This window comes from Ilyomonas limi, from assembly GCF_005233845.1.
Classification (GTDB): domain Bacteria; phylum Bacteroidota; class Bacteroidia; order Chitinophagales; family Chitinophagaceae; genus Ilyomonas; species Ilyomonas limi.
In genome coordinates, this window is record NZ_SZQL01000010.1 from 36,904 (window position 1) to 52,141 (window position 15,238).

Genomic DNA, 15,238 nt, shown 5'->3' on the forward strand with positions numbered 1-15,238 from the left:
CTGTATTTCACTCCAGCACATACCAAGTATAGCTTTCGGGCGCCAGCGTAAATTGGAGTGTAAGTTCCTCATTTTTATTTAATTTGATATTCCTTGCAGTTCCTTCTTTTTCAGTAAGTGTAATATTGCCGCTTAATCCGGCATAACCGGCATAATACAATGGTACTTTGATAGTGCGTGTAATAGTTTCCTTTAATGGATTGAATAATAGCAGCAAACCCTTAGTAGATAATTGAGGATTTACATGCAGCCAGCCATCCCAATCCCTGCCATCTGCGCGCCGCAGGTGAATAAGTGGGCTGTTTAAAATATCCCTGTATTTTTTATACCAATGGATGGTATTGATAACGGCTTGTTTGGTGGAATCTGTATCGTACAATCTTGGCCCGCGATAACAAGCCTGTACGCCTGCGCCATAGTACTGCATCATCAGTTGTTTATAATCTTTCAGATGTTCGCTTAACGGCTCCAAAACTGCTTCCGCACCGCCACCCTGGTATTTAGTAAGCGGCACAAAACCCCAGCTCATGCTGCTCGTTTTCTCCCACAAACCATCATAAATATTTTGCCTGTTTAATATCATTTGTTGCTCGCGAGGTAAAGAGAAATTCACTTCGCGGTAGCCAATAGCAATCTTATTAGTGCCGTCTAAAAAATACCAGTCGGGCGCATTTACATAGACCCCATGCTCGTTGCACCAGTGATACAATTCTTTCTGCAACTGCATTTGCTTCCATTGACTGTCATCCAGATTTTTATGTCCGGGATGCGTGGTAGAAGCACATACATCACCGGGATAAGGTCCGTCATTTTCAAATAGATTAAATCCTGTATGGCTGATGAAATATTTAAGTTTAGCAATATAAGCTAATCCCCATTTGCTGCCCAGGCAAGGAGCATTGCCAAAGAAAGCGCCTTTGTCAGGCAAGCCGGTAACCGGATCTATCACGTCATCTTCGTCGCTTATTCTGCGTGAGCTAAAGAGCGAATAGCCGCCAATTAATACTCCTTTTTGGTGTGCGTAACCTGCTAATTTTTTCCATTTAGCAATGTTGCTGGCAGAAGTGTCTTCTATGTTGCAATGACTGCCGAAACTCAAAATCAGTGCTTCATAGCCGGTTGCATGGCATTGGTCAATAGCTTTGATTACTTCTTCGTCATTCTTACTCACCAGGTGCATGAAAATAGGGTTAGCAGTTGTCCATGGTGCCACCACCGAATACATTTTTCGTATTGCCAATCCTCTTCTTTCGCGGTCGTAGCTATCCATCAGCAATTCATAACTTCTTACAGAGGTGAAAGTATCTTTTGGGGCTAATTCAACACCGGTAACTTTTGCTGGATACACTTCCAGCAAGCACGGCGTTTGGTAGTTGTAATTGACCTGCGAAGTGTAAGAAGAATCGGCAAGCCAATGTGTAGTTTGATCGCTGAGATCGTAGCGCATGGCATTGTTGAAAGCATAGTTGGTTTCTATATAGATGCCATGTTGCTTTTGCATTTGTTCTGTAGAGCCAACTACCGCACTTTCTTCTTCCACCATTGCTAATACTTCATTCACTGCCCGGTTGATGGTAATGCTTTGGTTTTGATGGTTGATAATGCTTAGCCATTTTACAATAAGTGGTAAGCCGTCGTATAGTTCATAATTAACGGTTACATCAACGCCTTGCAATGCTGGCAATTTAGATTGAAATAAAAAGCTTACCATTTTACCTGTTGGCTGTTGCTTGTTCATTGCCCAGGTAGCACTACTCTTCCAGTTGAGGAAAGGTTGGATAGGAGCAATGGCGTATTTTACAAATTGAAAATCACTATCGTGCATCTTAAAATTATCCAGCCATTCCGGTAATAAATAAGCCCTTTCTTTTTGACCGTATAGTCCACCGATATTGTACCGTGTGCCATTGATGGTTAATAAGGCCTCCGGCATAACAGCCCGCAACAGTTGCTGCCCGTTGCTCATATTTTTATATCCGGTGCAGGTAACGTTGGGTTGCAAACGAAAGCTTCTTTTCACCAATCCATTGTATAAAATGATGTCTTTGCCATCTGCAGATTGGTAAACAGTTGCCTTGGAAGTAACAGGTTTTACCAGCCAGTCTGTTGAAATTATACTATCGGCATCATTAGTCCAAACGGGTAATTGCTGTGCTTTACAAAAGCAGAGGGCTAATAATAATTGGAATAAAAGCAGGTATTTTTTCATGGATGAATGATGCTATTATTTATTATTCTTTTGCTTGTTTGTATAAGCCAAACTCAGCAAGCGTAGGTTGCAGGCGCGCAGCCAAAATATGCAATCGTACTTCTTGTGCTGTTATGGGATTAAAACGCAACAAACGCTTATAACCCACGGTTGTTCCTGTTACCACTTCTTTCCATTCATTACCATCTTTGTATTCCAGTACAAAATTTTCTATACGCTGACCAACCGCAATATTTTCCTGCAACCACAATACATCAAAAGTGGAGGATTGTTTTAGATGAAAATTAATGGTTGTAGTATCGCCTTTTTTTGTAGTAAAAGCAGTAGTTATTTTACCATCCATCATGCTGCCAGTGTTAGTGCCATTAGTAGTAGTAATAGTTGCTCCTTTAGCCATATTGGTTTTAAAAGTAGCATCCAGTATTTTCTTCCACTGCATCAAACTAAGGCTGTCCTCTTTACTAATCAGTCCTTTTCTGTTAGGCGGAATATTGAGCAGCAACACCCCATTCCTGCCTACCGAACTATAATAAATATCCAGTAATTTTTCAGGTGATTTTACTGCCGTATCTTCAGATGGATGATAAAACCAGCCCGGCCGGATAGACACATCTGTTTCTGCCGGATACCAGGCGAGCCCTTTTGCCTGCATCAGCTTGCTGCGACTGCCTAAATCATTGTCTGTCATATCACCGGCGGGCTTAAAAGCAACACTCGTTTGCGAGTTGGCAGCAATGGCGTTTGGGTTTAAATTATTAATGGGCACTACACTCCATTCTGTTTCCCTGCCGTAACCGCTTTCGGTGCCTACCCAGCGCACATCTGGCCCCATGCTGGCTATCACGGCTGTAGGTTGCAATTTGCGGATTAAATTATACCATGCTGCAAAATTATATACCTGCTTTTTACCGTTAGGACCTTCGCCGTTGGCGCCGTCAAACCATACTTCATCTACTCTGCCGTAGTTGGTCAGCAACTCGGTAAGCTGGTTCATAAAATACTGGTTGTACTTTGCCGAATCGCCGTAATACGGAGAATTTCGGTCCCACGGTGAAAGATACACGCCAAAGCCAATGCCGTACTCGTGGCAGGCATCCGCCACTTCTTTTACCACGTCACCTTTGCCCCCTTTCCATGGGCTGTTCTTTACTGAATGTTCGGTGTATTTGGATGGCCACAAACAAAAGCCATCGTGGTGCTTGCAGGTAAGAATTACTTGTTTAATGCCCGCTGCTTTGCACGTGCGAACCCATTGTCTGGCATCTAATTCAGTAGGATTAAATACCTGTTCGCTTTCATTACCCAATCCCCATTCTCTATCGGTAAAAGTATTGACCGTAAAATGTAAAAAACCCACTACCTCCAACTCCTGCCAACGTAATTGCCTTGCAGAAGGTACTACCATTGCCGCTTTGCGAACGACGGTAGCAGAATCATCGGTGGGTAGAATAGTAACCGCATTGGACTGCGCATAGACAGAGATGGCAGATGCAAATGCGATGGAAAAAAGGGCTGTTTTTTTCATGAATAATTTTTGTGTTAATGAAATAATTGCTTCGTATCAATGGGTTGCTTGTTACCACCTTCGGTCTGTATAAAAGCAGTAAGATTGTTGCCGCCACCGCTATCATAATACGCCACTTTTATTTTGTGATAACCTTTCTTCAAAGCTATTTTCCCTTCGCGTTCCAAACCGCCGGCAGCTTCATCATTGTTTACAATCTGCTCGCCATCTATATACAATGCACTGCCATCATCGCTGGATGTGGAGAAAGTGTAAATGCCATCCTTAGCAATGTTAATATAGCCTTCAAATAGAAAAGCAAACTTATCCGCACGTTGTTTTTTATCTATACCAATGCTATTGGTAACACCTGTGTTTACCGGCACGCCTTGCATAGATTGCATGTTGATACGCCCCTCGGGTTCAAAATAACGGTAAGCAATCCCTTGTTGCAATGTACCCACTTTTGTAGCAGGCACTAAGTGATAGGTTTTTGCCTCGGCAACCGCCATATTACTTGCCAGATTGCCGGTATGAAAAGCAATGGATTTTATGGTAGCTTTTTTATTGAGTATAAAAGGTTTTGTATAAAGGGGAGAAGCTGCTGTTGGCTCGCTACCATCCACCGTATAATGAATGGCACTGCCGTTTGCAGCCGTAATACTGATAGTAGGGAGCGGCGAACTGTTTGGATAAGTTATATTGATCTGGGGCTTTGCCGCGAATGCGCCGTAGTTTTCTATCTTGAGTACATACGCATAAGGAGATTGTATCACATTTGGATCGTAGTCCGGCAGTTGCACTGCTACATTATCGCCCATTTGCTTCCATTGGAGTGTTTGTTCCGTAGATAAAAAGTAAATGCGGGTACCCGCAGGAAGTGTAGTGTTTTTAATAATTAATTTTTTATCCGAAGGATATTTGGGCAGAATGGCATACAAGGAATTAGTAGCTGGATTGTAGGTGTAAAAAATTTCCTTTACTGCATAGCCGGGATCGGGATTAACCGTCAGCTTCAACATGATATCGTTGTTGCTGCTCGCTTCACTGTTTTTCTTTTCACTTTTTCCGGGTTTATAATCGGTTCTTCCTTCACTCCACTGAAAAGGTGTTTTCCAGCGTACGGTATTATAAATAGCCTCCCCGTTAATCTTCAACCAGCCGCCTATCTCCAGCAGGCGCTCCTGCATAATGGGCGGTATTTTGCCATGTTCATCCGGACCAATATCCAGTAAGAAGTTACCGCCCCGGCTTACCTTATCTATCAGGCTTAATACCAACACCTGCGCAGAGTTGTAATCCCATGCATCTTCTGCACGGTTGTAACCATAAGAGAAGCCCATACCGCGGCTTTCTTCCCAGGCATGGTCTGCAAAGTCAATATCGGGCTGATATTCGGGCGTATAAACTTCGCCATGATGAAAGCGCACGCCGCTGCCCCAGCGGTCGTAGGTTACCACGCTGTTTTTTACGGGACTTTCATTATACAGCCACGCTAAAAAGTCTTTACTTTTCCATTCCTCATCACTTAAATCCCACTCGCCATCCGTCCAAAAAACATCAGGCTTGTAAGTATTGACAAGGTCTTTCATTTGCGGCCACATGTGCTCCGAAATATACTTCGGCTTATTTGTTTTCCACAGGGGATTGTACCATTCATATAAAGAATAATACATGCCTGGGTGCACCGATGTTTTGCGCACGGCAGCAAATAAATCACCGAGCAAATCGCGGTGCGGACCTGCACTTACCGCATTCCATGCAAAGCCCCAATCGCGGTCGGCTTCTTTGCTGGGCCATAATGCAAAACCATCATGGTGTTTGGAAGTAAGCACAATGTATTTTGCGCCGGAGGCTTCAAACAATTTTGCCCAGGCTTCGGGGTCAAACAATTCTGCCTTAAAATCATTTTTCAGATCGTAATAACTTCTGTCGCCAAACTTTTCTTTGTGATATTTGATGCGGACAGAATCGCCGCTCATCAATCCATTTTGATACCACTCGGCATAAGCGCCCACTCTTGAAAAGCCCGGCACCGAATACACGCCCCAATGAATGAAAATGCCAAACTTACCATCTTTCCACCATTGTGGTACCGGCCTGGAGTCCAGGCTTTGCCAGGTAGGCTGATAGTTTTGTGCAAACAAAAAACTATATAAAACGGTAAGTAAAAGCGTTGAAAGGATTTGCTTGTGTAATCTATTCATAATAACGGTTTTAACGGCGTTTACCCGGCAGGTGAAAATAGGCGCAATGGCTTGTACTACATTACTACTCTTTCACTTTTTATACTTTTTGTTTAACAGGAAATGGAATAAAATTATAAGTAACCGGACCTGTTTGTTTATATTCATCCAATACTTCAGCCTTACATCTTAGTCAGACTCGAATTGAGCCGTGTAAGAGCGTTATTTAGTACAAAATAAGAACTACCATATTGCTCTTACAGCGCTTGAATAAGCGACATCAATTTTTAGTCACGAGTGTATTTTGTCAGTCAAACTAATCTCATCTGATTATGTACTTGCAATTTATTTGCTCACCAGCCAGCTATCAGGAATGTCTTTCGGGGCTTCATTGCCTATGCTGTATTTCAGTTTCAAAGTATAACCCCCGCCGCCTTCTATAAAGTTTACAGTAATAGGCTGCAAACCTTTTGTAAGTGCCACCTGGCCGCTCTTTTCCTTGGCCGAATGTAGTCCATCATTATCTACCACCAGCCGGTTGGCAATGTACAGCACACTGCCATCATCGCTGGTGAGGTAAAAATTGTAAACAGCCGTTTGCGGCACATTAATGTAGCCTGTAAACTTTAGTGCGAATGGTTTGCCGCCCAGATCTTTATTAAAGGAAACATCTGGCGTTTTAAAGCTGCTGTCTGCCTCTTTTTTGATAGCTGTTGTGGTGGGAAAACTACCGTTGTAATAATCGCATTGAAGCCCGGGAGTTGCATTACTCAACTGTACCGATGCTGCAAAAGTTTGCTTGTCAAAATTTAAAGTATATACATCCCCTCTGCGGCCGGCAGGCGTAAAGAGTGCTAATTTTATTTGTACCGATTGCGAAATATTTAACGGCCTTGATAAGGCCGGTGAAGCTGCTGTTGGCAGACTGCCATTAGTAGTATAATGAATACTGAAATCTTTTAAAGGCGATGGAATAAAGAAAGCAGTATCATGGATAAAAACGCTGCGTACAGGCAACGTGCCCAGATCGGGCAGCCGGTAATTAACATGCAGGTCTTCCAGACGTGGGTACTGTGCTGAAAGCCTTTGCAGGTAAGAAGCGTAGAGCGAAGTATCATTACTCCATACCGATTCTGCCAATGCAGTCAGGCGCGGCATAACAAGGTAATCTGCCCGCTGCTCCGATGGTACCTGCTCGGTCCAGAGATTGGCTTGGCCACCGGTAATATATTTTGTTTGCGCTGCCGTAAATGCTTTTGGAATGAGCGGGTAATGATATACTTCAGATAATGAATTTTGATCGGGAAATGCATCAAAATAAAAAGGGCCATCTGGTGTCATAATAATATTGTTGCCGTTTTTTGCGGCATGCAGCAGCGTTTCTTTTGCCCACACACGCCACCACATTACAACAGCCGATGCGTTGATACCGCCTTCCACTATTTCATCCCAGCCTATCAGTGTTTTACCTTTAGAGTGGAAAAAGCTGTCCATATAATTGGTAAAATAACTTTGCAATTGCTCAATGCCTTTTATGTGGTGGGTAGTCATAAAATCCTTGCATTCGGGCGATTGTGCCCAGGCACTTCTTTCTACTTCATCGCCCCCGATGTGCATGTAGGTTGATGGAAAAAGTGCTGCAATTTCTGTATAGACATTGCGTGCAAACGTGAACACATTTTCATTGCACGGGCACAGCGGACTGGTAAATAAAGCACTGTTGCCGCCTTGCTCTTCGCATAACAGGTTTGAATAAATATGCGTTGCAGTAGCCATGTGACCCGGCATATCAATTTCGGGAATTACGTCTATATGTCTTGCCGCGGCATAGCGTATAATATCTTTTATTTCTTCCTGTGTATAAAAGCCGCCATACAATGTTTTGCCGTTTTTATGAATGATATGGGTAGTATCAATATTAAAATCGGTGTTGCCGGTTTCTTTGGCGAGCCGCATACAGTTGGAGTCCTGGTTGTTGAATGTGCGCCATGCACCTTGTTCAGTCAGTTCGGGATATTGCTTTATTTCAATACGCCAGCCCTGGTCGTCTGTCAAGTGCAGATGCAGCTTATTCATTTTGTATAAAGCCATCATATCTATGTATTTCTTTACGTAGCTTACCGGAAAGAAATGGCGCGCTACATCGAGCATCATGCCGCGCCAGGGGAATGCCGGCTTGTCTTCTATAGTCACGCATGGAACGGCAATTTCATTGCCTTGCCTGTTCTCCACATCAGCAGGCATTAGTTGCCGCAAAGTTTCCATGGCCATAAACATACCTGCCGGCTTACTTGCTGATAAGGAAATAAACTGCGGCGTAATATGTATTGTATAAGCCTCCGAATCTTTTATAGAAGCATCGTAGCGTAAAGCAATATTGTTTGTAGACGAATTGGAAACTACTGGCTGTAAAGCACTTTTACCAAGATAGCTTTGAATCATTTGCCTCAGCAGGTTAGCTTCATTTTTAAAAAGGTCATTATCAGCAGAACTGCTGAGTGTTGTTTTTTTATTAATAACGAACTGTCCCTGCAACGGCTTCAAGGAAGCGGGGTAAGGAATAATGTTGTATGGCGAAGCGTTTTGCGCATGTGACGCAAAAAAGACACCTGAACAACAAATAAACAGCAAGCACTGTATTATCTTATACTTTTTCACCAACAGCATGAGCATAGATTTTAAAAGTGAAAGTTAGGATAAGATAAGACAATAAAAAGACAGATAAGAATGCTGGTTATTATTGTATGAATGTTAGACAAAGGGGAATAAAGCAGCAGTAGGTATTACCGGTTTCAATTTGTAACTTTAAATAAACGGTAGGCAACAGACTTCAGGCGGGAAGATCAAGACTTGTATATTATGCCACTTATTTCAGATTGGTATAAAAATATTGATGAGATTGAAGTTAAGTGATTAGATAAGCCGGTGTTTTTGCAAATAAAAAGCGATCATCTATAAAAAGTGACCGCTTTAAAAACTTGAAAAGGGATATATGAACATGCAGTTAAACGGCCAAAGCCAGCTCTTTATCTGCACAGTGCTGTTTGTAAGCTTTGTTAATGATGTTATCGGCAAAAGTGAAATCTTTCTCAAGCGATGAAGCCGGCAGCTCAACACTGAATGAAGCAGCTATTTGTGCCAATTCTTTATCGTTGTAATAACTCCATAAAACTGCATTAATCATTCTTTCCTGTTCATTCAGTTGTTGCAACACCGAAGCAATAAATTCATCAAAGCGGTATAGCAAGGTATGGCTGAACAGTTTACTTTTTTGTTTATCATTGGCAGCTTGCGCGGCAGTAAATAATTCACAAAACGCATTCAGGTAGTGCATACGATTGCGCTGATTATCACGAAGAATGGCAACGAGCGCCGGCTCATAATTGTGCAGGAGTGGAAACAAAATGCTTTCTTCTTTTTCTGCATAGCTCTTAAAAATTATACAGGTTTTCTTTATCTGCTGAATGAGGCGCACCCACTTGGCTGTTGCAGTATAATCGGTAGTTTGAAGGCTTAATGCAGCCTTGCACAAAAGTGTACTGAGTTGTTGATACGTTTCGTTAAGCGGTTGAAGGCGGATCTGTTTCATATAAGTTCAGTTTGATGGTGATTGATGAAACAAAACTATCCTTGATTATATAGCATTGCAATAGCATAAACATGCGATGCAATACAGATTGCCGGAAAGTCATTCAGGAATATTACGGCAAGCTCCAGTCTATCGGGTCCTTTCCTTCTTTTACCAATAAGTTGTTGGTTTTGCTAAAGTGCCGGCAGCCAAAAAAACCTTTATCGGCACTGTATGGCGATGGATGAGCGGCCTTTAAAATGTGGTGTTTGGTGGCATCAATGAGTACTTGTTTTTCCTGTGCAAATTTGCCCCACAGTAAAAAAACAATGCCTTCTTTTTCATCAGATAAAGTTTGTATTACTCTATCGGTAAACTGCTGCCAGCCAATCTTTTGGTGCGATGCCGGTTCTTTGGCTCTTACAGTAAGGATGGCATTCAATAAAAACACGCCTTGCTCTGCCCACTTCGTCAAGTTGCCGGTGTGCGGAATGGGCATACCAATATCGTTGTGCAGTTCTTCAAAAATATTTTGTAGCGATGGGGGCAGCTTCACACCATCAGGTACCGAAAAAGAAAGCCCCATTGCCTGTCCTTTACCATGGTATGGGTCTTGCCCCAGCAGCACTACTTTTACTTTGTTGAATGGCGTTTTATCAAACGCATTAAAGATGAGTGGGCCAGGCGGGTAGATAATAGCACCGGTGGCTTTCTCGGTTTTAAGATGTGCCGCTATTTGCTGGAAATACGGTTTGGAAAACTCGCTGTGCAATGCTTCTTTCCAGCTTGGATCAATCTTTACATCCATGCTTAAATAGGTTTGGTTGCAAACTAATTAAAATTTAGCTTTGCTGCCTCAAAAAGGTCCGGTAGCTCAGCTGAATAGAGCAACAGCCTTCTAAGCTGTGGGTCATTGGTTTGAATCCAATCCGGATCACAGAATACTTCTAAAAGCACCCATAAAACAATCGTTTTATGGGTGCTTTTTATTTAGGAAGCGAAGACTCTCAGTCAACACTGAAAAGCTGCCGGTTTTTAAAAGGTTAGCGGCAGCGCATTTACAATTTTAGTCCTTTCAATATAGCTCTTTCTACAGGACAGCAATCTTCTGGTTCTCTATAAATATTAAAATCTTTCTTCGTTAGCAAGGCAGGTTGTGCCATAAACTTAGGGTTTGTACCATGGTGGTCTTGCGCGGCATGAACAATAAACGGATGGCATAGATAAACAGTTCCAGCCTTGCCTGTAGCCAATACTATTTCACCTGCTGGTAAAACATCCAGTTTTTGGGCTAACTCCGTAAAGGAAAGTCCCTGCTCCCCTGCGGATGCCAAGATTCTTGCAACGTGTATATGCGAACCGGACTTAATAAGGGTTGGTGCGTCTTGTATAGAAACATCTGAGAAAAGAAACAGCATCAGCAATGCCCGTCCTTTGGAATGAATGTTGATCCGCCAGCTTAAGTAATCATAGGCTTTTTCTCCGGGAAAACTGGCATCTACATGCCAGCCGGTATCGCCCGCGGGTATTTTGCTGGGAAAGCGGATTGGAAATGATCCAAGCATTTCTCTAGGCAGCCAATTGCCTTTGCCTGCTAATTGATCAAAAGCAGTATGAAGGATGGAGGTGTTTGCTGCTTTTCTGAAAGGTTTATGCGCCATTTCTCCAATGCGAATTACAGGCTGCATCCAGGTTTCTGTATTGTACGGATCACATTGTGTGGCTTCCCACAAAATGGCACGACATTCATCCGCAGCATCTGCAGAGAAAGCGTTCTCTATCTTTACAAAACCTTCATTGATAAACTGCTCTATTTGCCTTATAGATAGTTGTTGCATTTATCTAAAACTATTAATTACCGATGCTTTATTGCTGACGGCCTATTGCCTATTTAAGTAGCGGCAATTGCATACATCCGTTTAAATATAGCTATTAGTGCAACAGAATTTTTGATGCTGAATAGCTGCTGTAAACCGCTACATTTTAAGTGACTGTTGATACCCACTTTTGTCATTTAAGTATTGCCCTCAATGCAGCAAGGTATTTAGGATTATCCGTTATGCCGCCATGCCCTTGTCCGTTTAGTGTAATCAGCGTATCGCCGCTCTTCATTTCGCTTTTTAGTTTAAGGGAAGAGCCATAGTAAATCACCTCGTCTTTGTTTCCATGAAAAATTACCACCGGCATCTTGCAGTTTTTGAGGTATTCGTTCGTTTGAAATTTGTATTTCAATAAAAGTGCTGGAATGAGTGGATAAGTATGTCGCATGATGTCGGTCATGCTGTAATAAGGTGCCTGCAGGATGAGCAGTTTTGGATGATTGGTAGCTGCAATTTTAGCTGCCGGCCCTGTGCCGATGGAATAGCCAAGTACAACAATCTGCTCTTCTACATATCTCTTTTTCATCTCGTCATAAGCAGTTTGCAGATCATGAAATAGTTGTACCTGGTTTTTAATAGAACTGCTGCTTTTTCCGTAACCAGGGTAATCTAAAATGAACACATCATAATGCAGGTTGATGTACCGTTTTGCTACGCCTCCCCAATGTTTTAAAGAACCTGCATTCCCATGCAGATAAAACACCAGCCCTTTTGTACTATCTGATTTAAATAGTAAACCATTCAACTGATTATTATTGTTGGTTCTGATATTGATTTCTTCAAATGGCTGAGCAAAAGAGAATTGATAATTTTTGTCCAGCTTTTCGGGAAAAAAAATGAGTTTCTCCTGAAAGAAGTACAATACAATGCAGATAAAAACGTAAAAAATGAGCAGCAGTTTTAGTGTTTTTAAAATTATCTTCTTTGTAGAACGCATGGTTGAATTAAGGTGATAGTAATATTTTCACATTGGCGATATAGCTGAATTTGAAACACGTCAGCCGACATCCAATGCTGAAGAAACTTACAAAAGATGAAGATAGGAACTGTAGCTAAATTAATAACGTCAATGTAATGTTGGCTGCTGTATTAATTATTTTTTGTAGTGTAAATGTTTATAATAGCTCCTGATACAAACGGAGTAGAACTTACCAATTGTAAGTCTATCAGATGTGGAATTGTAGCAAACATTGAAATTCCTTTTCCTATAACAACAGGGTGAATGGCGAATCTGTATTCGTCAACCAATCCATGCTTAACGAGTTCCTGGGCAAAGCTTGCCCCGCCATGAGCTAAAATAGGTTTTCCTTCTTGTTGTTTCAGTTTAGTAATATCGGCAACAAGGTCGGTTGCAACAGCAGCATTTGCCCACGTAAAAGCATAGGGAGAAGTGGCTCCGGTTGTGTCACCATAACTTGTTTTAGGAACAAAACCACCTTTGGAAAAAATAACTTTTGGAAGCCTGTTCATTGGTTCAGCAAGTTGGTCAGATGAAGTGACCCAATAGGGAGCCATGACTTCAAATGTGCAACGGCCCATTATATGAACGCCGCCTTCCCAAAGAGATTTTTCAATCCAGTCCTTTACTGATTTGTCCCTCGTCCGCATGAACCAGTCAAGTTCATGATTAGGCCCGCAAACAAAACCGTCGGCAGTTACGGTCATTCCTAAAACTAATTTTCTCATCGTTATTATTTTATTAGCTACAAATCTCGCAACAACCTTCAATGCCCCGGCAGTGTGAATGCGACTATTGCAGTGGCTGAATGCGACAGTGTGATACTGCAATGTTCCTCAAAACTGTCAGTTGAATTAGACATTTTTAAAACTAATTTTCGCATTATTACCATCTATTCTTTGCAGATTGAATAATGGTGAGCTGTTCTGAAGTATTGCAGCTAACCTGTAAATTTATGCTATTGCACGCAGTTGCAAAAGACTTTACTACTTAAACTTAACTTTTTGCCGCTATACATTTTAGATTGTAATTGCGTTAGTACAACTTACCGTTCTTTAGGGTGTAAGTACAGCGCACTCAAGTACAGAGACCGATTAAAACGTGCAGCTATTTATGATTGGGCAGCAGCTTTCACGTTGTTCAGGGCAAATCGTCTTGTGGACATTTGTAGTTAGAATATCATCTTGTATAAAACAATAACAGCGATGAAAAAACAATACATTTGTTACTAAGTGAAGTGTAGCCCAGGAACAGTAGCAATGAAAAACATATACAGGAAGGAAATAAAAATGCTGCCATACCATGAATAAAAAAGAAAAGGTAATTATTGCGGTTGCATTGGTAGTTACCGCATTGTCCGGCGTGCTGCATTATACCGGCGCCAATGCAGTATTTGGCTTCATCGTTACCGCTGGTGCGCTCACGCTCATAGCCATGATTGTGGGAGATGCTACGGAGCAACTGGGCAGCCGTATGGGACCGGGTGCCACCGGCATTTTGCAGTCTGCATTGGGCAATCTCCCCGAATTATTTGTTTGCATTTTTGCTTTACGGGCAGGCCTGGATACTGTAGTGCAGGCAGCACTCATTGGCTCTATATTGGGCAATTCGGTACTGGTTTTTGGGTTGGCATTACTGTTGGGTGGTCTTAAGCACGGCACGCAGCGGTTTAAATCAGAGCCGCCGCGGATGATATCAACATTAATGATACTGGCATTTGCTGCGCTTGCCATACCTACACTTACCCATCAACTGCACACCTCTGCCGAAAGGCACATTAATGCACTGGATATTTTTGTAGCGGTTATTCTGCTCCTGTTATTCGTTGCCAGTACTTATTTCTTTTTAAAAAACGATAAATCGGTAGTTCCCGAAGAGCAGGCTGCAAGGAAACATGCAGCTTCCTGGTCGTTGCCGTTGACGCTTGTTGTGCTGGGTGCCAGTGGACTGGGCGCGGCTTTTGTGTCGGACTGGTTTGTAGAGGCATTACAGCCTGCCATGCACGCACTAGGTATCAACGATATCTTTGCCGGCCTGGTGATTGTAGCTATTGCCGGTAATGCTATTGAAAACTTAGTAGGCATTCAACTTGCCATGCGCAATCAGCCCGATTATGCAATCAGTGTAATCCTGAATAGCTCTTTGCAGATTGCATTAGGATTGTTCCCATTGTTAGTATTGCTTTCTTATGTTTTGGGCGGCGCTGTTTTATCTTTTGTATTAACGCCTATGTTGCTCGCCTGTCTTGCACTGGCAGTAATAGTAAGTGCCTTTATTGTTTTTGATGGAGAATCTATCTGGCTTGAGGGGCTGGCTTTGGTAGGCTTGTATTGCTTGATAGCCGCTGCTTTTTGGTGGGGATAATTTTTTATCCGTTATATTTTAGAATGTCTGCGATATTTATAAAGTGCTTATTGAGGTATGCAACAGGTCTTACATTATTCAAGTGCAATTGGCAGTTCGTATTGCCTGCTTCCGTCTTTTGGGCTTGCTTCGAATAGTATTAATATAAGTGTTGAGTTTGGTCTCTCTTTTTGTACTTCAACAGTGAAATTAAAGTTCCCCCATGCTGGTGCGCCGGCATCTGTCATTTGATGTCCCTTTTTAAGTTCATTATGTCCATCTTCAACCACCCAACTAAAAGTCGCCTCAAATACTTGCGCCTTCCCCTGAACCGTGTATTTATCTGCGCCCACTTTTTGTACCGTCACCTCTTTGAAGCGTGCATTGGAATAACCTTTTCGCTGCTTTGAAGTGTCCGCCTGTTTTTGCCTTTTAAAAGTTGAATCTGCATTGTTATTTTCGGAAGCAGAAGGAGCCGTAACAGTATCTGAATTTGATAAAGAGGTATGCTGCTGTTCATTTTCTGTACAAGCAAATAAACTGATGACAATCAGGCTATACAATAATTTCATATTTCCGTTAGATTGAAG

At 42.2% G+C, this 15,238-nt stretch carries 11 protein-coding genes and 1 tRNA gene; 2 read left to right on the forward strand and 10 right to left on the reverse strand.

All coding sequences use genetic code 11. The annotated features are described in order from the left end of the window. Positions 1 to 7 precede the first annotated feature (7 nt). The 6 genes from FC093_RS12995 to ung form a co-directional block, all read right to left on the reverse strand. Positions 8 to 2,209, reverse strand: coding sequence for an alpha-galactosidase (locus tag FC093_RS12995; protein WP_137262225.1), 2,202 nt, complete (start codon positions 2,207 to 2,209; stop codon positions 8 to 10). A 22-nt stretch (positions 2,210 to 2,231) separates the two neighbouring features. Then, on the reverse strand, positions 2,232 to 3,734 hold the full coding sequence (locus FC093_RS13000) for an alpha-L-fucosidase (RefSeq protein ID WP_137262226.1): 1,503 nt from the start codon (positions 3,732 to 3,734) through the stop codon (positions 2,232 to 2,234). A gap of 14 nt (positions 3,735 to 3,748) precedes the next feature. Further along, positions 3,749 to 5,920, reverse strand: coding sequence for an alpha-L-fucosidase (locus tag FC093_RS13005; RefSeq protein WP_137262227.1), 2,172 nt, complete (start codon positions 5,918 to 5,920; stop codon positions 3,749 to 3,751). Between the two features lie 324 nt (positions 5,921 to 6,244). After that, a complete protein-coding gene (locus FC093_RS13010) occupies positions 6,245 to 8,530 on the reverse strand; it encodes a family 20 glycosylhydrolase (protein ID WP_262711025.1) in 2,286 nt (761 codons plus the stop codon). Between the two features lie 373 nt (positions 8,531 to 8,903). Beyond that, positions 8,904 to 9,488 carry a hemerythrin domain-containing protein gene (locus tag FC093_RS13015; protein WP_137262229.1) on the reverse strand — a complete coding sequence of 195 codons (585 nt, stop codon included), beginning with the start codon at positions 9,486 to 9,488 and terminating at the stop codon, positions 8,904 to 8,906. 112 nt (positions 9,489 to 9,600) lie between these two features. Beyond that, positions 9,601 to 10,275 carry a uracil-DNA glycosylase gene (gene ung / locus FC093_RS13020; RefSeq protein ID WP_137262230.1) on the reverse strand — a complete coding sequence of 225 codons (675 nt, stop codon included), beginning with the start codon at positions 10,273 to 10,275 and terminating at the stop codon, positions 9,601 to 9,603. A gap of 55 nt (positions 10,276 to 10,330) precedes the next feature. Here ung and FC093_RS13025 point away from each other — a divergent pair. Continuing rightward, positions 10,331 to 10,404 (forward strand) — tRNA-Arg (locus FC093_RS13025). A 121-nt stretch (positions 10,405 to 10,525) separates the two neighbouring features. Here the strand turns inward: FC093_RS13025 and FC093_RS13030 are convergent. From FC093_RS13030 to FC093_RS13040, 3 genes are all read right to left on the reverse strand, one after another. After that, positions 10,526 to 11,305: a phytanoyl-CoA dioxygenase family protein gene (locus tag FC093_RS13030; RefSeq protein ID WP_137262231.1), complete on the reverse strand. Its 780-nt coding sequence runs from the start codon at positions 11,303 to 11,305 to the stop codon at positions 10,526 to 10,528. A 172-nt stretch (positions 11,306 to 11,477) separates the two neighbouring features. Further along, positions 11,478 to 12,284 (reverse strand): alpha/beta hydrolase, encoded by an 807-nt coding sequence (locus tag FC093_RS13035; RefSeq protein WP_137262232.1) that lies wholly within the window; start codon positions 12,282 to 12,284, stop codon positions 11,478 to 11,480. 152 nt (positions 12,285 to 12,436) lie between these two features. Further along, the gene (locus tag FC093_RS13040; RefSeq protein ID WP_137262233.1) at positions 12,437 to 13,033 is read right to left on the reverse strand and encodes a dihydrofolate reductase family protein; all 597 of its coding nucleotides are present in this window, start codon (positions 13,031 to 13,033) and stop codon (positions 12,437 to 12,439) included. Between the two features lie 574 nt (positions 13,034 to 13,607). On the opposite strand from FC093_RS13040, the gene cax reads away from it, so the two are divergent. After that, entirely contained in the window at positions 13,608 to 14,669 is a 1,062-nt protein-coding gene (gene cax, locus FC093_RS13045; protein WP_137262234.1) for a calcium/proton exchanger, read from the forward strand. A 74-nt stretch (positions 14,670 to 14,743) separates the two neighbouring features. Here cax and FC093_RS13050 read toward each other — a convergent pair whose 3' ends face one another. Further along, a complete protein-coding gene (locus FC093_RS13050) occupies positions 14,744 to 15,220 on the reverse strand; it encodes a Gmad2 immunoglobulin-like domain-containing protein (RefSeq protein WP_137262235.1) in 477 nt (158 codons plus the stop codon). Positions 15,221 to 15,238: the final 18 nt, after the last annotated feature.

Coding starts and splice junctions, on each gene's coding strand:
- FC093_RS12995 (WP_137262225.1), bottom strand. CDS start 2,209: ATGAAAAAATACCTGCTTTTATTCCAATTATTATTAGCCCTCTGCTTT.
- FC093_RS13000 (WP_137262226.1), bottom strand. CDS start 3,734: ATGAAAAAAACAGCCCTTTTTTCCATCGCATTTGCATCTGCCATCTCT.
- FC093_RS13005 (WP_137262227.1), bottom strand. CDS start 5,920: ATGAATAGATTACACAAGCAAATCCTTTCAACGCTTTTACTTACCGTT.
- FC093_RS13015 (WP_137262229.1), bottom strand. CDS start 9,488: ATGAAACAGATCCGCCTTCAACCGCTTAACGAAACGTATCAACAACTC.
- ung (WP_137262230.1), bottom strand. CDS start 10,275: ATGGATGTAAAGATTGATCCAAGCTGGAAAGAAGCATTGCACAGCGAG.
- FC093_RS13030 (WP_137262231.1), bottom strand. CDS start 11,305: ATGCAACAACTATCTATAAGGCAAATAGAGCAGTTTATCAATGAAGGT.
- FC093_RS13035 (WP_137262232.1), bottom strand. CDS start 12,284: ATGCGTTCTACAAAGAAGATAATTTTAAAAACACTAAAACTGCTGCTC.
- FC093_RS13040 (WP_137262233.1), bottom strand. CDS start 13,033: ATGAGAAAATTAGTTTTAGGAATGACCGTAACTGCCGACGGTTTTGTT.
- cax (WP_137262234.1), top strand. CDS start 13,608: ATGAATAAAAAAGAAAAGGTAATTATTGCGGTTGCATTGGTAGTTACC.
- FC093_RS13050 (WP_137262235.1), bottom strand. CDS start 15,220: ATGAAATTATTGTATAGCCTGATTGTCATCAGTTTATTTGCTTGTACA.